Here is a 19,063-nt window from a genome sequence, read left to right on the forward strand (position 1 = left end):
ACAATCTGACTGATCACGGCAACCCTAAACTAAGGTCACCCTAACCCGGCACCCGCCCCCCGGTTATGACCCCATAACCCGATCTTATGGCTTTCCAAAGCTTCGCTTGGGGGCCGGCTTCACAGGACGGCGACGCCCAGCGGCAGGCTGCCGGCCGCGAGCCGGCGGGTGGCGCCGGAGGCGAGGTCGACGACCGTGATCCCGTCCCAGCCGCCGTCCCGGGTGAATCCGCCGGTCACATAGGCCGTGGCCCCGTCACGGGAGACGGTGACGTCCTCGTGCGGACCCTCCAGCGGGTACACCCGCTCACCGCCGTCGGGGGCCCGGACCGTGAGCGAGGGCCCCTTGCCGTCGGAGGGGTCCACGGCGCCCGTGCCCACGACCAGCAGCCGCCCGTCCGGGGCGAGCGCGGCCCCGTGCTGGTGGGTGTCGGCGGTCAGCGCCTCGACCGAGACACGACCCGTCCTCGGGTCGACGACCGCGAGCCGCTCCCCCTCGAAGGGCAGCAGCAGCCGGCCGTCGGCGGGCCGGACCGCCGCGTAGTGCGGTTTGAGCCAGGAGCCGAGGCCGCCCTCGGTCCCGTACGGCGCGACCTCGATCCGGCGCGGCGTCAGATCGCGCGCGGAGACGACGGTGACGTCGAAGGAGTCGTGGCCCGTGACGTACACCTCGGACCCGTCCGCGGCCACGTCGACGTCGAAGGGCCGCCGGCCCACCGGGACGGTGGCGGTGACCCGGTTCGTCGCCGTGTCGATCACCTCCAGGACGCCGTTCCCGCCGGGGACGTTGACCCCGACCCAGGCCCGCGCGCCGTCCGGCGACAGGGCGATGCCCATGCCGCCGCCCCGGTACTCCCCGCCGGTGACCGGGCCGGTCGCCGTACGGTACGGCACGAGCGCCGACCGGGTCCGGGTGCGCGTGTCGACCACCGCCACGCCCTCGGCCGTGGCCACCCAGGCCCGCCCGTCCGCGCCGACGGCCAGGCCGTACGGGGCCCTGCCGACGCGGACGGCCGCCAGGGAGCCGCGCACGGGGTCGACGAAGGTGACCGTGTCGGAGCCGAAGTCGGCGACGAGGAGCGTGCCGGCCGGGGTGGCGCTCGCGCTCGGCAGCGGCGCGGCGGGCGGCGCGGCCGGGCGGGGACGGTCCGCGTCGGCCCGGGATCCGGGTCCGGGGGCGGCGCAGGCCCCGAGCAGCAGGGCGGCGGCGAGCGCGGTGAGCGCCGTACGGGGAAGGCGGCGCGCCCGGTTCACGAGGCCCTCCCGGCGGCGACGCGGACCTCGGGACTCAGCAGGCGGGCGATGCCGGTGAAACCGCGCCGGACGGCGTGCGCGTGGGGGGTGACGCCGTCGTGGTCGCCCCGCTCGGGATCGGCGCCGGCGGCGAGGAGCAGCCGGACGACCTCCTCGTGGCGCGGCCCGCCGTCGCCGAGGATGACCGCCTCCAGCAGGGCGGTCCAGCCGAGCCGGTTGACGTGGTCCACGTCGATGTCGCTCTCCGCGAGCAGGGCCCGGACGTAGGCGGTGTGGCCCCGTTCGGCGGCGGGGACGAGGGCGGTGCCGCCGAAGCGGTTCGGTTGCGTCAGGTCGGCGCCCGCGGCAACCAGCGTCCGCATCATGCGGACGCCGCCGGTGACACCGGTGACCAGCCAGGGACTGTCGGCGCGGGCGTCGGGGGCGTTCGGGTCGGCGCCCGCCGCGAGGAGCAGCCGGGCCACGCCGACGTGGTCGGCGAGGGCGGCCCGCAGGAGCGGGGTGCGCAGGTCCTCGTCCCGCGCGTCGACCCGTGCCCCGGCGGCGAGCGCCGCGCTCACGGCGGACTCGTCGCCGCGGGCCGCGGCCTGCGACAGCGCTCGGTCGTGCGGGTTCATGCGGTGCCTCCCGGTTCCGGGGCGGGCGGTGCGCCCGGTGGCCCGTGCCCCCGGTGGCCCGCGCCCCTCCCCCATGGTGGCCGCACCCGCCGCGGCGACCGGTCCGCTCCGCGGCCAGGCCTCGGGGGCGTTCCGGTGGACGCGGGGGTCATCCGATCGGTCGATGCGCCCCGGCGGGTCCGCGGGGCGTCAGCCCTCGTACTCGGTGAGGTCGATGCTGTGGAGGGTCAGGAGCCCGCCGGACACCGGGTCGGGGACGGTGGCGTCCTCGGTCATGCCCAGCTTGCGGATCACGTTCGCGGACGCCTCGTGGCCGGCGCGGTTGGCGCACACGACCCGGTCCAGGCCCCGGTCCTGGAGGGCGAACTCCAAGGTGGCCTGGGCGGCTTCGGAGGCGTAGCCCTGGCCCCAGAAGGGGCGCCCGAGGCGCCAGCTGATGCCGACCTGGTGTTCCAGCTCGGTCGGGCCCTCGGGGGCGGACAGGCCCACGGCCCCGATGAGTTCGCCGGAGGCGAGGAGTTCGACGGCGAAGATTCCGAAGCCCTCGTCGTCCCACTCCTCCTCCCAGCGCTCGATCGCCCCGGCGGTCCCGTCCAGGTCGAGGACGGAGCCGTCGCCGATCCAGTGCATCACCTCCGGGTCGGCGTTGATCTCGGAGAGGGGGACGAGGTCGTCGTCGCTCCAGCGGCGCAGGAGGAGGCGGGGGGTGCGGATCTCGGTCATGCCCCCATCCTGCCGAACGCGGCCGACCAGGGGTAATCGGGTCCCGGGGCGGGCTCCGCGGGCCCCTCGTCGCTCGCGGGATCAGCGGACGGTGATCGCGTCCAGCTTCCCGCGCAGGTAGGCGTGCGAGTCGACGGGCTCGTGGACCACGCGGCCGAGGGGGGCGGGCAGGGACTCGACTCGGGTGTGCGGGTCGCACTCGTAGAAGTAGACGAGGGAGAGGAGTTCCTCGGCCGGCGCGTCGGCGGGCGGCGGCAGCACGCGGTGGCGGCCGGCCCGCCAGCGGTCCCCGGTCCAGCGGGCCAGGAGGTCGCCGATGTTGACGGTGAGGGCGCCCGGGTCCCAGGGGGCGTCCTGCCAGCCCTCGGCGTCGGTGTGGATCTGGAGGCCGCCGGCGCCCGGTTCGCGGTCGAGGACGGTGACGGTCCCGAAGTCGGTGTGCGCGCCGATGCGGAACTGTCCGGGCAGGGGTGCGCCGACGGTCTCGGTTCCCGGGTACCAGTTGACGTTGAACCCCCAGGTGGGGTGGCCGGTGTGGCGGGTGAAGTGGTCGTCGGGCAGGGTCAGGGCCGCCGCGAGCAGCTCCAGCAGTTCGTCGGACAGGGCGCGCATGGCGGCGAGGTACGCCTCGACCGGTGGCCGCAGTTCGGGGACCTCGGCGGGCCAGGTGTTGGGGCGGAACCACTGCGCGTCGACCTCGGGGACGCCCGTCGGGTCCTGGGCGGCCCAGGACCACGACTCCTTCAGGTCGGGCGGGGAGGGGCGGCCCTCCGCGTAGCTGTTGGCCTCCGCGCCGGGGCCCAACCAGCCGCGTCCGCCGACGTCGACCGCGTAGGGCAGTTTGTGCGCGGGCGGCAGCCGGAAGAAGGTGCGGGCGGCCTCCCGGATCCGTGAGGCGAGCGCCGGGTCCACTCCGTGGCCGGTGACGAGGAGGAAGCCCGCGCTCTGGAGGGCCTCGTCGACCCGGGTGGCGATCCGGGCGCGCGCGGCGGGCCCACCCGAGCGCCACGGCCCGAGGTCGATCACGGGGACCTGCGAACTGACCATGCCGGTGCCTGCCTTCCGGGGTGGGGCGGGAGGTCCGGTACGAGCGTAGGGGTTCGGCGGCGCCCCGGCCCGGTACACGGCGGGACGCGGCCCGGACGGGCGGCGCGGCGGACGGCGGACGGCGGACGGCGGACGGCGGACGGCGGACGGCGGACGCTTTCCGGCCGGGCCGCGGTGACGGGCCGGCCGGGCGGCGGCCGGCAGGCGCGGGCGGGAGCCGGCGGGCGGACCGCGGCGGCGGCGGTCGACCGGGAGGCGGGCGGGCCCGCGACCGGGCGGCCCGGGACTCAGTCGGGCAGCGCCGTGCCGCAGCGCGCGCAGTAGCGGGCGTCCGCCTCGGCGGCGGGGCGACCGCAGTCGGCGCAGACCCGATGGAGCAGGCAGGCCGGCTCTCCGCCCTCGGCGGGCGCCGGGTCGACCGGTCGTCCCCCTACGGCCCCGGCCCCGCTCCCGGGACCGGCCTGTTCGCCCGTCCGGACGCCGCCGATGCCCAGGCCCGGGCGCCGGGTGTGGACGGTGAGGTACGTCATGCCGTCCGGGCCGGCGGTCAGCGACCGGCGGGCCCCCCGGGCCAGCCAGAACGCGGAGTGCCGGCGCAGCCGGTGCGGGCCGTCCTCGGTGTCGATCCGCCCGTCGCCCTCCATGACGACGAGGAGCACGTCGAGGACGGGCTCCGCGTGTTCGGCGATGACCGCGCCGGGGCGCAGCCTGACGAGGTTGGAGTCCAGGCCGCGGCCGGTCCCCGTCAGCCGCCACAGCGCGCCGCTCGCCTCGGCGGGGGCGTCGGCGATCACCGCGTCGAGGTCCGTGGGGAACCCGGCGAGGTGCGGGTGCGTCGTCATGCTGGTCCTTCCCTGCCTTCAGCGCGTGCCCTGGCAGTCATACACGATCACCGGGGGTCCTTCGGGGGCGATCCGGTCATCGCGTGGTCTTTCCGTCCCACCCCCATCATGGGCCTCGTACGCGTGACCGATAGGCTCGTGGCCGGATCGCGTCGGCCCACCCCTGCCGCCGACGCGCGGGCCGCCCGGGGGTCGATCACCGTCACGGCGCGGCCACCCCCCCCTGCCCTGCCCCGCGCGGTCCCGCCCGCCACCCGCACCGAAACCCCTGCCCGCATGAACAGCGCCGCCCCCACGTCCGCCCCCGCCTCCCCCGACCGCGCCACCCCGCCCGCGTCCGCCGTGCCGGCCCCCGCGCCCGGTCGGCGCGGCGCCCCGGCCCGGCCGAGCGCCGTCGCCGCCTTCCACAGCGTCAGCGCCGCGACCACCGTCCTGCTGGGCCTCGTGGCGATCGGCGCGGCGCTCCACGAGCCGGTGCTGATCCCGCCCCTGGCCGCGAGCGCAGCCCTGGTGCACAGCGCGCCGACGCTGCCGCTGGCCCAACCCCGCGGGGTGATCCTCGGTCACCTGATGGGGGCCGCGGTCGGCTTCGGGGTGCTGGCCGCCGCGGGCGGCAGCGCCTGGGCCGCCGCCGTGGGGGCCGGTGTGACCCTGCTCCTGTTGACGCTCACCCGTACCCCGCACTCGCCGGCGGTGGCCACCTCCGTCGTGATCGTGCTCCAGGGCCCGGATCCGGCCCGCTTCGTCCCCCTGCTGTTCGGGGCCACCGTGCTGCTGGTGCTGACCGGCTACGCGGGCTCGCGGATCCGTCGCGGAGCGCCGAGGTACCCCGCCTACTGGTGGTGACCTGCGGCGAGCCTGCCGTGCGGCGGGGGGCGCCGGGGCGTAAGTCTTGTGCCGTGGCAATTTCTACGAAGGACGTCTTCGGGGCGCCGTGCTGGGTGAGTCTGATGGCCCGCGACCTGGAGGCGTCGCAGCGTTTCTACGGCGCCGTGGTGGGGTGGAGCTTCCGTCCGGCGCCGCTCGGGGACGCGTTCTCGATCGCGGTGATGGACGGGGTGCCGGTGGCGGGCATCGGGGCGCTCGCCACGGACCTGGCCATCGCGGTGGCCTGGACCCCGTACTTCGCGGTGGACGACGTCGACGTGGCGGCGAGCCGGATCCGCGAGCGCAGCGGAACCGTGGCGGTGGGCCCGGTCTCCTTCCCCTCGGGCGGTCGGGCGGCGCTCGTCGCCGATCTGGACGGCGCGGTCTTCGGGGTCTGGGACGGCCCCGTCTCCTCCGGCTGGCGGGTCGGGCTGGGCCCCGCCCCGGCCTGGCTGGAACTGCGGACCCGCAACGCCTTCGACGCGGCGCTCTTCTACGGGGAGGTCCTGGAGTGGGCCACGGGCCGCGCCGGCTGCTGCGAGGTCTCCTACGAACAGGAGCGGGTCGTGCTGCGGCAGGGCGGCGAGCCGGTGGCCCGCGTCGACAGCGGCCCGGTCGAGCCGGGCGCGTACACCCCGCACACCCGCCCCCGCTGGCACGTGCACTTCCGCGTCGCCGATCTGGAGCCCGCGATCGAGGCGGCGCTCGACCTCGGCGGCCGCGTCGTCTCGGTGGTGACCGAGGACGGCTCCGAACGGTCGGTGGCGCTGCGCGACCCCGACGGCGCCCTGTTCACCCTGACCATGCGGATCCCGAAGGCCGCGGCCGACTGAGGCGGGGCGGGCCGGCGCGGTCGCACGCCGGCGCGGCCGTGGGGACACTGGGTCGGGAGGAGGTGGGCCATGGACCCGGTGGCCGCACTGGACCGGATCGCCTTCCTGCTGGAGCGCGCGCAGGCCCCCACGTACCGGGTACGGGCCTTCCGTACGGCGTCCGCCGCGCTGGAGGCGCTGGGCCCCGAGGACGCCGCGCGGCGGGCCCTGTCCGGATCCCTGGAGGCGGTCAGGGGCATCGGGCCCAAGACGGCGCAGGTGGTGCGGGAGGCGTTGGGCGGGGCGATCCCCGCGTACCTGCTGGCCCTGGAGGACGAGGCGGCGGCCCTGCCGGCCGACCGGCCCGCGTCGCCGCCCGCCGCCCTCGCCCTGCGCGCGGCCCTGCGCGGGGACTGTCACGTGCACTCGGACTGGTCGGACGGGGGCAGCCCGATCGAGGCCATGGGGCGGGCCGCCGCCGCGCTGGGGCACGAATGGGCGGTGCTCACGGACCATTCGCCGAGCCTGCGGGTGGCGCGGGGGCTGTCGCCGGAGCGGCTGCGCGAACAGCTGGCCGCGGTGGCGGAGCTGAACGCGGGCTGGGCACCCTTCCGGCTGCTCACCGGGATCGAGTGCGACATCCTGCCGGACGGTTCCCTCGACCAGGAGCCGGAGCTGTTGGACGGACTGGACCTGGTCGTGGGGTCGGTGCACTCGAAGCTGCGGATGGAGTCCCCGGCGATGACGCGGCGGCTGCTGAAGGCGGTGGCGAATCCGCTGATGGACGTCCTCGGGCACTGCACGGGGCGGTTGGTGACGGGCCGGACGCGCCCGGAATCCACCTTCGACGCGGAGGCCGTCTTCGCGGCCTGCGCCGAGTCCGGCACCGCGGTGGAGATCAACAGTCGGCCCGAGCGGCTGGACCCGCCCCGCCGGCTGCTGCGCACGGCCGCGGCGGCCGGGGTGTTCTTCGCCGTCGACACCGACGCCCACGCCCCGGGCCAGCTGGACTGGCAGATCGTGGGCTGCGAGCGGGCGGTGGAGTGCGGGGTGCCCCGGGAACGGGTGGTCAACACCTGGTCGGCACGGGACCTCCGCGCCTGGACCCGTACCCGCCGCGCACCCGCTCCCTGACCCCGAGGACAGGCCCTGGCCCCGAGGACAGGCCCTGGCCCCGAGGACGGGCCCTAGCCGACCCCCGCTCCCCGCAGCAGCAGGAGGGCCACGTCGGCGAGCGCGACGCCGAGGACCGCCAGGAACGGGATCCGGCCGGGTGCGCGGGCCGTCGCGAGGAGCAGGGCGAAGGTCAGCGCGAGCAGGGACAGGCCGTACGGGGAGGCCGGCCCCGGTGGCCCGGCGACCAGGGCCACCGCCGAGGCGAACACCAGCACCCCGGCGAGGGGGGCCGCCCGGCGGGCGCCCAGCCGCTGCGGCAGGCCGCGTACCCCGGCGGCGAGGTCGTCGTCGATGTCGGGCAGGACGTTCGCGAGGTGCGCGCCCACGCCGAGCAGGGCGGCGGCACCGGTCAGCCAGGGGGGCGGCCACGGCGCGCCGGGCAGGCCGAGCGTGACGAAGGCCGGGAGCAGCCCGAAGGCGAGGGCGTACGGGATCCAGGAGCCGGGCGTCTTCTTGAGCCACAGGTCGTACGCCCAGGCAGCCGCCACCCCGACCAGGTGCGCGAGGCCGGCCGCCGTCCCGCAGGCGAGCGACAGCGGCACGCACAGCAGCAGCGCCGTCAGCGCGGCGGCGGTCACGTCGGCGGGCCGGACCGCGCCCGTCACCAGGGGTTTGTCCCGGCGGCCGGCGGCCCGGTCGCGGCTCAGGTCGACCCGGTCGTTGCACCAGCCGACCGAGAGCTGGCCCGCCGCGACCGCGCCGGCCGTGACGGCGGTGCCCGCGACCCCTCGACCGACGGCCGCGGCCAGGACGGCGGAGCACAGGGTCACGGCCGCCGCGGGCGCCGGATGGCAGGCGCGCAGCAGGCCGCCCGCCCGGGCGAGGGGCGAGCGGCGGGTCGGTGGGGTGGGGGGCGGCGGCCGGCGTCCGGCGTGCGGGGCGGGGTGGGTCGCGGCGGGCACGCCGTCACGCTACGCCGTGTCGGCACGTCCTTCGCGGACCCCTCGCGTCCTTCGCGGCGCGGCGGCGCTTCTTCCCTATGTTGGCCCGATGACACGTGTCCTGGCAGTGAGCAGCGTGTTCCCTCCCCACCGCTATCCGCAGGCGCTGATCACGCGGGCGCTCGCCGGGTGTCTGCCCCCGCGGGCCGACCCGGCGCTGTTGGACCGGGTGCACGCGGCGGCCGGGGTCGAGGCCCGGCACCTGGCCCGCCCGTTGGAGGAGTACGGACCGGGCGAGGACTTCGGCACGACCAACGCCCGGTTCGTCGAGGTGGCCTCGGACCTCGGGGCCGCCGCCGTGGGGGCGGCCCTCGCCGACGCGGGCCTGGAGCCCGGCGCGGTGGACACGGTGGTGTCCACGACGGTGACCGGGCTCGCCACCCCGTCCCTGGAGGCCCGCCTCGCCGAGCGGTGCGGGCTGCGTCCCGACGTGCGGCGGCTGCCGCTGTTCGGTCTGGGCTGCGCGGCGGGGGCGGCGGGGCTCGCCCGGGTGCACGACCTGTTGGAGGGCCGTCCGGCGGACGCGGCCCTGCTGCTGTCCACGGAGTTGTGTTCGCTCACGCTCCAGCCGTCGGACGCCTCCATGGCCGGTCTGGTCGCCGGAGCCCTCTTCGGGGACGGCGCGGGAGCGCTGGTCGCGGTGGGGGCGCGGCACCCGCTGCACGAGGCCGGCGCCGGGCCGTTCGTGGTGGACGCGCGCAGCCGGCTGTATCCGGGTACGGGGCACCTGTTGGGCTGGGACATCGGCCACTGGGGCTTCCGCATGGTGCTGGGCCGTGAACTGCCCGAGCTGGTGCGGTTGCACGTCGTGGAGGAGGTCGAGTCCTTCCTCGCCGGCCATGACCTCAAGCCGGCCGACGTCGACGTCTGGGTGTGCCATCCGGGCGGTCCGAGGATCCTTGACGTGCTGGCCGGGGGGTTGGGGCTGTCCGGGGAGGCCTTCGCGGCGAGCCGTCGCTCGCTGGCCGAGGTCGGCAACCTGTCCTCGGCGTCCGTGCTGCACATCCTGGGCTCCGTCCGGGCGGCGGGGCCGCCGGCGCCGGGTGCGGTCGGGCTGATGGTGGCCTTCGGACCGGGCTTCGCCTCCGAACTCGTCCTGCTGCGGTGGTGAGCGCGGTGTCGACGACGCTCGCCGCCGCCCCGCCGTCGTTCCCCGAGGTGAACGCCGTGGCCCCGTCCACCGCCTGGTACCTGTTGTTGCTCGCGCTGGTGGCCGTCGAGCGGCTGGCCGAGCTCGTGACCGCCCGCCGGCACGCCGCCTGGAGCCTCGCGCGGGGTGGCCGCGAGTACGGTCGGGGCCACTACCCGACCATGGTGGCCCTGCACACGGCGCTGTTGGTGGGCTGCGCGGTGGAGGCTGCGTACCGGCCGTTCCTGCCGGCGCCGGGCTGGACGGCGCTGGCCCTGGTGCTCGCGGCGCAGGGGCTGCGGTGGTGGTGCGTCGTGTCGTTGGGGCCGCGGTGGAACACGCGGGTGATCGTCGTGCCGGATCTGCCGCTGGTGGTGGCGGGTCCGTACCGGTGGTTGCGGCACCCCAACTACGTGGCGGTGGTGGTGGAGGGGGTGGCGCTGCCCCTGGTGCACTCGGCGTGGGTGACGGCCCTGGTCTTCACGGCGGCCAACGCCTGGCTGCTGCGGGTGCGGATCCGGTGTGAGGACGCGGCGCTGGATTCGCTGTCGGGGCCGCGGCCGTCGGTGCCGGCGGGGGTCGCCCCGTGATCGACCTGGTCGTGGCGGGCGGCGGTCCGGCCGGTCTGGCCACCGCGATCCACGGCGCCCTCGCCGGGCTGGAGGTGGTGGTGGTCGAGCCGCGGCCGACCCCGATCGACAAGGCCTGCGGCGAGGGGCTGATGCCGGGGGCGGTACGCCGTCTGGCCGGGCTGGGCGTGTCGGTGACGGGCCGTCCGCTGCGCGGGATCGGCTACGTGGACGGGGCGACGGGTCTGCGCGCGGAGGCGCTGTTCCGCTCCGGCCCCGGGCGCGGCACGCGGCGTACGGACCTCCAGGCGGCGCTGGCCGGACGGGCGGCGGAGCTCGGGGTGCGGGTCGTACGGGGACGGGTCGGGGAGGTCGTCCAGGACGAACGGCGGGTGGTGGCGGCCGGGTTGACGGCCCGCTACCTGGTGGCGGCGGACGGCCTCCACTCGCCCCTGCGCCGCTCCCTCGGGGTGGGCCTGCCGGCCGTCCCGGGGCGACCCGCCCGGTACGGGTTGCGCCGGCACTACGCGGTCGCGCCGTGGAGCGACCTGGTGGAGGTCCACTGGTCGCCGGGGTCCGAGGCCTACGTGACGCCGATCGGCCCGGACCGGATCGGCGTGGCCGTGCTCACCTCGCGGCAGGCGCCGTTCGACGCGCAGTTGGCCCGGTTCCCGCTGCTGGCCGACCGGCTGCCGGCGCCCGGGCCGGACGCGGCGGTGCGCGGCGCCGGGCCGCTGCTCCAGCGGGCGCGGACGCGGGTGGCGGGGCGGGTGCTGTTCGTGGGGGACGCGGCGGGGTACGTGGACGCGCTGACCGGGGAGGGGCTGACGCTGGCGCTCTCGGCGGCCGGGGAGCTCGTACGGTGCGTGCGGGCGGGCCGGCCGCAGGAGTACGAGCGGGCCTGGCGGGAGGTGTCGCGGGGGTACCGGGCCCTGACGTCCTCGCTGTTGTGGGCCCGTCGCCGGCCCGCGCTGGCGCGGCGCGTCGTCCCGCTGGCGGTGCGGTTGCCCCGGGTGTTCGCCGGGGCCGTGGACCTGCTGGCGCGGTGAGGCCGCGCGCGGGCGCGGGGCGGTGGTACGGGGGGACCCCGGCCGCGGGGCGCGCGGCCGGGGTCCGGTCCTGCGGGTGGGTCAGGCCTCGCCGCCCCTGCGGGCGCGGGGCGCCCGGTACATGAGGGCCACGCCGGCGAGGACGGCCGCGGTCCCCGCGCCGAGGACGACGGTGACGCCGGCCCATCCGTGGGGGCCGCCGAGCGAGCCGTCGAGGGGGTCGAAGAACACGATGCCGCCGACGACGTGCAGGGTGACGACCGCGAGGGCGGTCACCGCCGCGGCCCGCCACACGAGCGGGGTGTCCCGTACCGCCAGCAGGGCCCCGAGGGCGAGGCACAGCAGCGACGCGGCCAGGGGCAGCAGGTCGGCGGGGACGGGTGCCGGGGCCTCGGCCAGGTTCCCGGGGAGGTGGAGCACCCCGCAGAGCAGCAGCGCGGCGGCCGTCGGCCAGCGCAGGAGGTGGCGCGACGCGGCCTGGAGGCCGACGGGCGTCGGGGGGCGTTCCGGGTTCGACGGGGGGACGCCGGCCGGGGCCGCGGGCGGGGATCCGGTCCGGCCGCGCGCCGCCGGCCGCGGTGCGGGGCGGTCCGGGGCGGGGCGGTGGCGCACTGCGGGCGGCGGTCCTGCGGCCCGGCGGTCGCTCGCCCGGCCGTCGCTCGCCCGGGCGGCGCCGGGCGCGGGGGCGCGGACGGCCGTGGGCGCGGGGGCGGCCTCGGGGGCGGCCTCGGCCTCGGCGGCGAGGATGCCGGCGAGCAGGGCCACGTCCTCGATGGGCCGTCCGACGGCGGCCGCGCGCAGGGTCACGTCGGCCTCGACCTCCTCGTGCGGCGCCGCGCCCAGCAGCGACACCATGTGCCGGACCTCGTGGACGGGCCGGGAGACGGCGGCGGCGCGGAGCGCGTCGTGGCCCGGGTCGGGGTGTTGGCCGCTCTGCTTGAGGAGGCCGACGAGCGCCGTGACCTCCTCGACGGGCCGGCAGGTGGCCGCCGTCTCCAGCAACGTCCGTATGGGCGCGGTGGACTGGTCGGTGTCGGGGACGGGCGGCAGGGCCGGCTCCGGCGCCGGGACGGGTGCGGGCCAGGGCTCGGCCCGCGAGACCGGCTCGGCCGCCGGCTCGGGCTCGGGCTCGGGCCGGCGCGCGGTCGGGCCCGCGGGGGTCACGGGGGCCGGGGCGACGGGCGCCGGAGCCGTCGGCGTCGTCGGCGCGGACACGTCCGGGACGGCCGGCACCACGGGTGCGGTGGGGACGGTGGGGGTGTGGGGGACGGTGGGTGCGGCGGCCGGGAGGCCGTGGGCGGCGGGGAGGTCGGGGATGCCGGGGATGGCGGGGGCGTCGGGGACGGGAAGGAGGTCGGGTGCGGCCGGAAGGCCCGGAAGGCCCTGGGCGACGGGGTGATCGGGGACCGCGACGTGGCCGGCGACGTGGCCGGCGACGATCGGGTGATGGGGGACGGCCGGCGGGTCGGGGAGGTGACCGACGGTCGGGTCCGGAGTGATGGAAGGTCCTTCACGGTCGTCGTGTTGCGTCGCCGCGAGGGTGCTGGGGTCGTTCATGGAAAGCTCCGTTCGCCGACGCGCGGGTCTACACATCGCGCGCCGGTCATCGTGCGTCATGGGAATCGCACGCTCTGTTACATTCAGCGGCATATGTCGGCACTGCGCCATTCGGGGCGGGCAAACGGGGGTCTCCCCGGTCGTACGGGCGGCCGGCGCGGACACGCCGCGATCAACGGGGGTCGGGGTCGGACCCGCGCGGCACAGTGGCGGGATCCACCCGCCGATCAGGGGAGTCGCCCCGTGCCGGACCCCCGTCCGCCCCGCCCCGGTACCGTCGGCCTCCGCCCCGGACCCCTTCCTCCCGGCCGCCGCCGACGGCTCGGGCGCGGACTGTCGGCGGTCCTGGCGCCCGCGCTGTTCCTGCTCTGCGCGGCCGGCTCCGGCCCGCCCTCGACCGTGTCCGGCGGCGGCGCCTCGGCCCGCCCCCTGGTGATGACCTCCGAGGGGCCCGTACGGGGTCGCGCGCACGGCGGCCACGACACCTTCGACGGGATCCCCTACGCGGCCCCGCCCACCGGCGCGCTGCGCTGGCGGCCGCCCCGGCCCGCACCGCGCCGTACGGGCGTCCTCGACGCCGGAACCCCGCGCGCGCACTGCCCGCAGCTGCCGGCCCTGGGGCCGGGCGGGCCGAGCGGGTCGGAGGACTGCCTGTTCCTCAACGTCACCGCCCCGGCGGGGGCGGGCGGGGGCCGCCCGGTCATGGTGTGGTTCCACGGGGGCGGCTTCCGGCTGGGCGCGGGGGACCTCTACCGGCCGGAGCCGCTGAGCCTGCGCGGTGACGCGGTGGTCGTCACCGTCAACTACCGGCTCGGGATCCTCGGGTTCTTCGGCCACCCCGAGCTCGGCGGCGCGCCCGACTTCGGCCTCGCCGACCAGCAGGCCGCCCTGCGCTGGGTGCGGGCCAACGCGTCCCGCTTCGGCGGCGATCCGGGGCGGGTCACGGTGTTCGGGGAGTCGGCGGGCGGACTGAGCGTCTGCGCCCACCTGGCCGCACCGGGCTCGGCCGGCCTGTTCGCCCGGGCGATCGTCCAGAGCGGCTCCTGCTCCACCACGATGCCCCCCTACGCGCTGCCGGCGACGGGCGGGAGCTACCGGCCGTTCGTGCCGGCGGCCCGTACGGTCGCCGAAGGGGTGGCGGCGGCCGACGAGCTGGGCTGCGGCGACCGACCGGCCGGGGCCGTCCTCGACTGCCTGCGCGCCCTGGGCACGGACCGGCTGGTGACGCCCGCGCTGATGGAACGCTTCTCCGCACTGGCGTACGGCGGTTCCGTGCTGCCCGTCGAGCCGGTCCGGGCGCTCGCCGAGGGACGCTTCCACCGGGTTCCGGTGATGCAGGGCTCCACGACGGACGAGATGCGGGTGTTCGTCGCCCTGACCCTGGGCGCCCGTCCCGTGAAGGACGCGCGGGCCTACCGCGAACGGCTGCGGGCCTCCTTCGGCGCCGCCGCCCCGGCCGTGGAGGCGGCCTATCCGCGCACCGCGTACCCGACGCCCGCGCTCGCCTGGGCCGCCGTGTTGTCCGACGTCTCCTTCGTCTGCCCGACGCTGCGCGACAGCAGGGCCCTGGCGCGCCACGTCCCCACGTACGGCTACCTCTTCAGCGACGGCGACGCGCCGAACTTCGCGGGGGTCCCGAAGGTCGCGGGCTTCCCGTTGGGGGCTTCGCACGGCTCCGAGCTGCCCTCCCTGTTCACCGCCGGTGCGCTGACGGACCGCCAGCGCGCCCTGTCGGAGCGGATGAGGGACTACTGGACGCGCTTCGCGCGCACCGGCTCGCCGAACGCGCCGGGCGACCCCGTCTGGCCCCGGTTCGCCTCCTCCCCCGCCTCGGTGCTGAACCTGGCCCCGCGGGCCGGCGCGATCCGGGCGGTCGACCCGGCGCCCGCGCACCACTGCGCCCTGTGGGACGCCCTGCCCCCACCGGCGCGATGACGGCGCGGCCGGGGCCCGGGAAGGGCCCCGGACCGGGTCACAGCCGGACGTTCCAGGTGAGGGTGGAGGTGAGGGTGCGGGCGATCTCGGGGTCGCGGACGGCCGGCGTCCGGTCCTCGACGGTCACCGACAGGCGGTGGGAACGCAGGTCGAAGAGCCACAGCTCCGCCACGCGCACCTGCTCGCGCCCCGCGAAGCGCCGCAGTTCGCGCCCGTCGAGGTACCAGCGGACGACGGGCTGCGCGCTGCCGGCCGGGCCGGCCAGGCGCGGTACGGCGATCTTCGCGGTGTGGCGCGAGCGCAGCGTCCGGTCCGTCGGGGTGAGCGCGGTGGCCGGGTTCGCGTGCCGGTGGAAGCCCGCGATCATCGCCTCGACGCCGGGCAGGTTGAAGGGTTTGCCGAGGATCCTCATCAGCGATTCGCCGGTGGGTCGGCGCAGCCCGGTGACGTAGTAGCCGCCGCCCTCGTACGCGCCGACGGTGCCGCCGTCGGGGGAGGTTTCGCCCAGCCAGCGGTGCCACTTGACCCGGCGGTCGGCCAGGGCGGCGGCGTCCAGGGTGGTGATGTTGGTGTCGGCGGGCTCGGGGCCGGTGTAGCGCTCGTAGTCGGGGACGCCGGGGTAGTCGTACTCGTCGGCGAGCTTGCCGAGGGAGTGTCCGGTCTCGTGGATGGCGACCTGGCCGGACTTGGGGTGTCCGGCGGAAGCGGTGGAGATGCCCTCGTAGCCGAGGGTCGCGCTGGGCTCGTTGTAGCCGGCTCCGCCGTACTTGGCGCTGTTGGCGAGGACGAGGACGAGGTCGGCCTCGGGGGCCCGGGCGACGTACGCGTCCACCTTGTCCTGGTCGACGCACAGCAGCCGTTCGATCCGCTCGCACCAGAAGTACGTGCCGAGGGCGGTGTCGCGGACCGTGTCGGGGCCGGGGTCGCCGGAGACCCCGGACTGGGCGGAGACGGCGTCGACGGTCCAGACGTTGAAGAACTCGCGGTAGGTGGTGTACGGCTCCACGGCGGTGACCTCGGCCCACTTGGCGCGGGCGTCGGCGTGGAACTTGCCCAGTTCCTCGGCGGTGTAGCCGTCGCCGACCACCACGACGTCCAGACGGTCGGCACTGGGGCCGGTCTCGACCAGGGCGGTGACGGCGCCGTCTGCGGCGCGGGCGGCGGCGGACGGTGGCGAGGCGGTCTTCGCCCGACCGGCCGCCGGGACCTCGACGTGGCCGGAGCCGGCCTCCGGTCCGTGCTCCGGTCCGGGTATCTCCACCTCGACACCGGCGCGCCGGTGCGGTTCGGCCACGGCGGCGGGGGTGGTGGCGGCGAGCAGCGCGGCACCCGCGCAGAGGGCCGCGAGCACCGCCCGCGGGCCGGTTCGCGGGCCTCGTCGCGGGCCCGGTCGGACGGCGTGTCCCATCAAGTCCTCCATGGGAAAAGGGGAGTTAATCAAGTGGTTAAGCAGAGTGAACCGGCTGCTTAAACTAGGTGCCGGCCAGGGCGTGCGCAATGGCCGGTTCCCGCTGAATACTGGGGAGTCGCGACAACAGGGTCCGCCACGGGGGGATTTGATGGACGAACCGGTCGAGATCGGCCGCAGGGTGCAGCGTCTGCGCGGCGAACGCGGTCTCACACAGCGGCAGTTGGCCGAGCCCTCCTACACCCCGGCCTACGTGTCGACCCTGGAGTCGGGCAAGGTCCGCCCGTCCGAGAACGCCCTGCGCTTCCTCGCCGAGCGGCTCGACGTCTCGTACGAGGAGCTGGCCACCGGCCGGCCGCCGCGCCTGGCGACCGAACTGAGGCTGGCCCTGACGGACGCCCAGCGCGCCCTCGCCACCGGGTCGGCGGACGAGGCGGCGCCGCGCTACCGGGAGCTGCTCGCCGAGGCGGAGCGGCTGGAATTGGTCAACGAGCGGGTCGAGGCGCTGCTCGGGCTGGGTGACTGCGCCCTGGAGAGCGGGGAGCTGGCCGAGGCCGCCGACCGCTTCGAGGCGGCGGAGTCCTTGTGGGCGGCCGAACCGCTGCCGCGCCGGGTCCGCGCGATCCGGGGTCGGGCCGTCGCCCATCTGCTCGCCGGGGAACTGCGCTACGCCTGCTACCTGCTGGAGTCGACGATCGACGCCCTCAACGCGGGCGGTCTGGGCGATCCGGAGGCGCTGGTGCTGCTGTACGCGGCGGTGATCGGGCCGTACATCGACATGGGCGCGCACGCCCGCGCGGCCCACGCGGCGGAGTCGGCCCTGGCCCTGGCCCCCGAGGTCGGGGATCCGGCGCTGGTGGCGGGGATGCACCGGCAGGTGGCGCGGACGTTCCTGGCGCAGGGGCGGATCGCGGACGCCGACGCCTCGTTGGCGAAGGCGCAGGAGGCCTACCGGCGGTTGCGGTGGGGGACGGACCTGGCGCACTGCCACTGGATGCGCGGGTACGTCCAGGCGCAGCACGGCGAGCTCGACGCGGCCGAGCGGGAGTTGCGGATCGCCCGGGAGATGCTGCGGGCCCGGCGGGCCGTGCTCTTCACGGCGCAGGTGGAGGTGGAGCTCGCGGACGTGCTGCGGCGCCTGGGCCGGCCCGCGGAGGCCGCCGCGCTGGTCACCGACCTGCTGGAGTCGGGCGCGGGCGCGACCGCTCCGGGGGCCGTGCACGCGGGCGGCGCGCACCGGTTGCTGGGGCTGATCGCGCAGGAGCGCGGGGACGTCGAGGCGGCCGAGGAGCACTACGTACGGGCGCTGGCGCTGCTGGAGCGCAGCGGCGCGGGGGGCGACCTGGCGGACGTGTGCCGGCTGCTGGGCGATCTGCTGCGCCGGGAGGGCCGGGTGGAGGCCGCGCTGGACGCCTACCGTACGGGGCTGGGCCACCGGGCGGCCGCGCCGGGTACGACCACCCTGGGGCCCGCTCCGGCGGCCCCGCCGTTCGGGCCCGCGGTGAGCGCGTACACGACGCCGCTCCCGGCACCGCGCTGAGGGCGGGTCCGGGAGCGGGGTCGAGGGCCCGGCCGGGGGTGGCGCGGGCCGGACGGGTCAGTGGTTCTCGGTGGGCTGGAGGTCGCGCGGGATCAGCGCCCAGGTGGTGGCCGCCGCGGCGACCGCCAGGGCTCCGGCCATCAGGAAGGCCGGGGTGATCGCCAGGGTGTAGGCGTGCGAGGCCGTGTCCAGGAGGGCCTGTCCGACCGTGCCGCCGATGCGGTCGGCGACGTGCGCCGCCTCGCCGACGGAGTCCCGTACGGACCGCGCGGCCGGTCCGTCGAGGTCGAGGACGGGCAGGTTGCCGCGGTAGAGGGCGGCGGCGGTGCTGCCGAGGATGGCCACGCCCATGGCGGAGCCCAGTTCGTAGCAGGTCTCCTCGATGGCGGCGGCGCTGGAGACCTCGGCGGCGGGGGCGGTCGAGACCAGGGTCACGGACGCGACGGTGGTCGCCACGCCCGCGCCGAGCCCCATGACGGTGAGGGCGGCGGCGAAGGCCGGGTAGCCGAGGTCGGTGTACTGCTGGAGGGTCCAGGGCAGGGCCATGCCGACGGCGAGGACGACCAGTCCGGCGCCGAGCACGTGCCGGATCGGGAAGCGGTGCATCAGGGCGGGCGCCACGATCGAGGCGCAGATCAGCGCGAGCGGCGCGGGCAGCAGGCGCAGTCCCGCCTCCAGCGGGGTGTAGCCCTGGCCGTACTGGAACCACTGGGTGACGAGGAACAGGATCGCCCCCATGCCCACCATCGGGAGGAAGATCGCGGTCGCGGCCACGCTGAAGGCGGGCTTGGCGAACAGCCGGACCTGGAGCAGCGGGTGCTCCACGCGCAGCTGACGTCGGACGAACACGGTGAGCGCGACGGCGGCGAGGAGGAGCAGCGCCCAGGGCAGCGGGGAGCCGACGCCGCTCTTGCCGAGCTGCTTGATGCCGCCGGCGAGGGCGAGCATGCCGACGATCGACTGGGCGACGCCCCACCAGTCCCAGCGGCCCTTCCGCGCTGCCGGGTTGCGCGATTCGGGCAGGTAGCGCAGGCCGGCGGCGACGATGAGGGCGGCCACGGGCAGGTTGAGGAGGAACGCGGAGTGCCAGCCGTGGTCCTGGACGAGGAGCCCGCCGACGACGGGGCCGAAGGCCATGCCGCCGCCGAAGACGGCGGCCCAGACGGCGAGGGCGAAGGCCCGCTCCTTGGCGTCGGTGAAGACGCCGCGCAGGATCGACAGGGTGGACGGCATGATGGCCGCGCCGCCGATGCCGAGCAGGGCACGGGCGGCGATCAGCTGCCAGGGCTCGGTGGCGAAGACGGCGAGCAGGGAGGCGGCGGAGAAGATGCCGAAGCCGGCCATGAGCAGGCGCTTGCGGCCCCAGCGGTCGCCGAGGGCGCCCGCGGTGACGAGGAGCCCGGACAGGGCGAGGGCGTAGACGTCGATGATCCACAGCTGCTGCACGGCGCCGGGCTGGAGGTCGGCGACGAGCGAGGGGAAGGCCACGTTGAGGATCGTGGTGTCCATCGAGATGAGCAGGAGGCTGCCGGAGAGGATCGCCAGGACGGTCCAGCGACGCGGGTCCGGCGTGGGGGTGTGCATGGGATTCCGTTCGG

The 19,063-nt window shown here is 76.8% G+C and carries 17 protein-coding genes; 8 read left to right on the plus strand and 9 right to left on the minus strand.

Annotated elements, in window-relative coordinates; genetic code table 11:
* Nucleotides 1-119: 119 nt before the first annotated feature.
* The 5 genes from ACZ6ZI_RS29665 to ACZ6ZI_RS29685 form a co-directional block, all read right to left on the minus strand.
* Complete coding sequence (locus ACZ6ZI_RS29665; RefSeq protein ID WP_469525854.1) at nt 120-1,253, minus strand: YncE family protein; 1,134 nt, start codon at nt 1,251-1,253, stop codon at nt 120-122.
* The gene (locus ACZ6ZI_RS29670) at nt 1,250-1,870 is read right to left on the minus strand and encodes an ankyrin repeat domain-containing protein (RefSeq protein ID WP_469525856.1); all 621 of its coding nucleotides are present in this window, start codon (nt 1,868-1,870) and stop codon (nt 1,250-1,252) included. Before ACZ6ZI_RS29670 ends, ACZ6ZI_RS29665 begins: the two co-directional genes overlap by 4 nt.
* Before the next feature lie 189 nt (nt 1,871-2,059).
* The gene (locus ACZ6ZI_RS29675; RefSeq protein WP_469525860.1) at nt 2,060-2,593 is read right to left on the minus strand and encodes a GNAT family N-acetyltransferase; all 534 of its coding nucleotides are present in this window, start codon (nt 2,591-2,593) and stop codon (nt 2,060-2,062) included.
* A gap of 81 nt (nt 2,594-2,674) precedes the next feature.
* Nucleotides 2,675-3,640 carry an isopenicillin N synthase family dioxygenase gene (locus ACZ6ZI_RS29680; RefSeq protein ID WP_469525861.1) on the minus strand — a complete coding sequence of 322 codons (966 nt, stop codon included), beginning with the start codon at nt 3,638-3,640 and terminating at the stop codon, nt 2,675-2,677.
* A 287-nt stretch (nt 3,641-3,927) separates the two neighbouring features.
* A complete protein-coding gene (locus ACZ6ZI_RS29685; RefSeq protein WP_469525864.1) occupies nt 3,928-4,482 on the minus strand; it encodes a cupin domain-containing protein in 555 nt (184 codons plus the stop codon).
* A 276-nt stretch (nt 4,483-4,758) separates the two neighbouring features.
* Between ACZ6ZI_RS29685 and ACZ6ZI_RS29690 the strand changes: the two genes are divergently transcribed.
* The 3 genes from ACZ6ZI_RS29690 (at nt 4,759) to ACZ6ZI_RS29700 (ending at nt 7,295) form a co-directional block, all read left to right on the plus strand.
* A complete protein-coding gene (locus tag ACZ6ZI_RS29690; RefSeq protein WP_469525867.1) occupies nt 4,759-5,328 on the plus strand; it encodes an HPP family protein in 570 nt (189 codons plus the stop codon).
* 104 nt (nt 5,329-5,432) lie between these two features.
* A complete protein-coding gene (locus tag ACZ6ZI_RS29695) occupies nt 5,433-6,182 on the plus strand; it encodes a VOC family protein (protein ID WP_469526150.1) in 750 nt (249 codons plus the stop codon).
* Nucleotides 6,183-6,251: 69 nt separating this feature from the next.
* Nucleotides 6,252-7,295, plus strand: a complete 1,044-nt coding sequence (locus ACZ6ZI_RS29700) for a PHP domain-containing protein (RefSeq protein WP_469525868.1) — start codon at nt 6,252-6,254, stop codon at nt 7,293-7,295.
* 53 nt (nt 7,296-7,348) lie between these two features.
* On the opposite strand, the gene ACZ6ZI_RS29705 is transcribed toward ACZ6ZI_RS29700, so the two are convergent.
* Nucleotides 7,349-8,239: a UbiA family prenyltransferase gene (locus tag ACZ6ZI_RS29705; RefSeq protein WP_469525871.1), complete on the minus strand. Its 891-nt coding sequence runs from the start codon at nt 8,237-8,239 to the stop codon at nt 7,349-7,351.
* 88 nt (nt 8,240-8,327) lie between these two features.
* Between ACZ6ZI_RS29705 and ACZ6ZI_RS29710 the strand changes: the two genes are divergently transcribed.
* From ACZ6ZI_RS29710 to ACZ6ZI_RS29720, 3 genes are read left to right on the plus strand one after another with little or no spacing between them, the layout of a single operon-like run.
* Nucleotides 8,328-9,389, plus strand: coding sequence for a type III polyketide synthase (locus ACZ6ZI_RS29710; RefSeq protein ID WP_469525874.1), 1,062 nt, complete (start codon nt 8,328-8,330; stop codon nt 9,387-9,389).
* A gap of 56 nt (nt 9,390-9,445) precedes the next feature.
* Entirely contained in the window at nt 9,446-9,997 is a 552-nt protein-coding gene (locus ACZ6ZI_RS29715) for an isoprenylcysteine carboxyl methyltransferase family protein (protein ID WP_469526151.1), read from the plus strand.
* On the plus strand, nt 9,994-11,025 hold the full coding sequence (locus ACZ6ZI_RS29720) for an NAD(P)/FAD-dependent oxidoreductase (protein ID WP_469525876.1): 1,032 nt from the start codon (nt 9,994-9,996) through the stop codon (nt 11,023-11,025). Before ACZ6ZI_RS29715 ends, ACZ6ZI_RS29720 begins: the two co-directional genes overlap by 4 nt.
* A gap of 81 nt (nt 11,026-11,106) precedes the next feature.
* Here the strand turns inward: ACZ6ZI_RS29720 and ACZ6ZI_RS29725 are convergent, their stop codons facing one another.
* On the minus strand, nt 11,107-12,582 hold the full coding sequence (locus tag ACZ6ZI_RS29725) for a hypothetical protein (protein WP_469525878.1): 1,476 nt from the start codon (nt 12,580-12,582) through the stop codon (nt 11,107-11,109).
* Nucleotides 12,583-12,825: 243 nt separating this feature from the next.
* Between ACZ6ZI_RS29725 and ACZ6ZI_RS29730 the strand changes: the two genes are divergently transcribed.
* Nucleotides 12,826-14,517 carry a carboxylesterase/lipase family protein gene (locus ACZ6ZI_RS29730; protein WP_469525880.1) on the plus strand — a complete coding sequence of 564 codons (1,692 nt, stop codon included), beginning with the start codon at nt 12,826-12,828 and terminating at the stop codon, nt 14,515-14,517.
* Nucleotides 14,518-14,554: 37 nt separating this feature from the next.
* Here ACZ6ZI_RS29730 and ACZ6ZI_RS29735 read toward each other — a convergent pair whose 3' ends face one another.
* Nucleotides 14,555-15,925, minus strand: coding sequence for a M64 family metallopeptidase (locus ACZ6ZI_RS29735; RefSeq protein WP_469525881.1), 1,371 nt, complete (start codon nt 15,923-15,925; stop codon nt 14,555-14,557).
* Between the two features lie 151 nt (nt 15,926-16,076).
* Between ACZ6ZI_RS29735 and ACZ6ZI_RS29740 the strand changes: the two genes are divergently transcribed.
* Complete coding sequence (locus tag ACZ6ZI_RS29740; protein WP_469525882.1) at nt 16,077-17,465, plus strand: helix-turn-helix domain-containing protein; 1,389 nt, start codon at nt 16,077-16,079, stop codon at nt 17,463-17,465.
* Nucleotides 17,466-17,522: 57 nt separating this feature from the next.
* Here the strand turns inward: ACZ6ZI_RS29740 and ACZ6ZI_RS29745 are convergent, their stop codons facing one another.
* Complete coding sequence (locus tag ACZ6ZI_RS29745) at nt 17,523-19,049, minus strand: MFS transporter (RefSeq protein WP_469525884.1); 1,527 nt, start codon at nt 19,047-19,049, stop codon at nt 17,523-17,525.
* Nucleotides 19,050-19,063: the final 14 nt, after the last annotated feature.

It is taken from the genome of Streptomyces sp. NPDC103540, assembly GCF_055584445.1.

Bases quoted from the DNA above. Each gene is read 5' to 3' on its own strand.
- ACZ6ZI_RS29670 (WP_469525856.1), bottom strand. From the start codon at position 1,870: ATGAACCCGCACGACCGAGCGCTGTCGCAGGCCGCGGCCCGCGGCGAC.
- ACZ6ZI_RS29675 (WP_469525860.1), bottom strand. From the start codon at position 2,593: ATGACCGAGATCCGCACCCCCCGCCTCCTCCTGCGCCGCTGGAGCGAC.
- ACZ6ZI_RS29680 (WP_469525861.1), bottom strand. From the start codon at position 3,640: ATGGTCAGTTCGCAGGTCCCCGTGATCGACCTCGGGCCGTGGCGCTCG.
- ACZ6ZI_RS29685 (WP_469525864.1), bottom strand. From the start codon at position 4,482: ATGACGACGCACCCGCACCTCGCCGGGTTCCCCACGGACCTCGACGCG.
- ACZ6ZI_RS29690 (WP_469525867.1), top strand. From the start codon at position 4,759: ATGAACAGCGCCGCCCCCACGTCCGCCCCCGCCTCCCCCGACCGCGCC.
- ACZ6ZI_RS29695 (WP_469526150.1), top strand. From the start codon at position 5,433: ATGGCCCGCGACCTGGAGGCGTCGCAGCGTTTCTACGGCGCCGTGGTG.
- ACZ6ZI_RS29700 (WP_469525868.1), top strand. From the start codon at position 6,252: ATGGACCCGGTGGCCGCACTGGACCGGATCGCCTTCCTGCTGGAGCGC.
- ACZ6ZI_RS29710 (WP_469525874.1), top strand. From the start codon at position 8,328: ATGACACGTGTCCTGGCAGTGAGCAGCGTGTTCCCTCCCCACCGCTAT.
- ACZ6ZI_RS29725 (WP_469525878.1), bottom strand. From the start codon at position 12,582: ATGAACGACCCCAGCACCCTCGCGGCGACGCAACACGACGACCGTGAA.
- ACZ6ZI_RS29735 (WP_469525881.1), bottom strand. From the start codon at position 15,925: ATGGGACACGCCGTCCGACCGGGCCCGCGACGAGGCCCGCGAACCGGC.
- ACZ6ZI_RS29740 (WP_469525882.1), top strand. From the start codon at position 16,077: ATGGACGAACCGGTCGAGATCGGCCGCAGGGTGCAGCGTCTGCGCGGC.
- ACZ6ZI_RS29745 (WP_469525884.1), bottom strand. From the start codon at position 19,049: ATGCACACCCCCACGCCGGACCCGCGTCGCTGGACCGTCCTGGCGATC.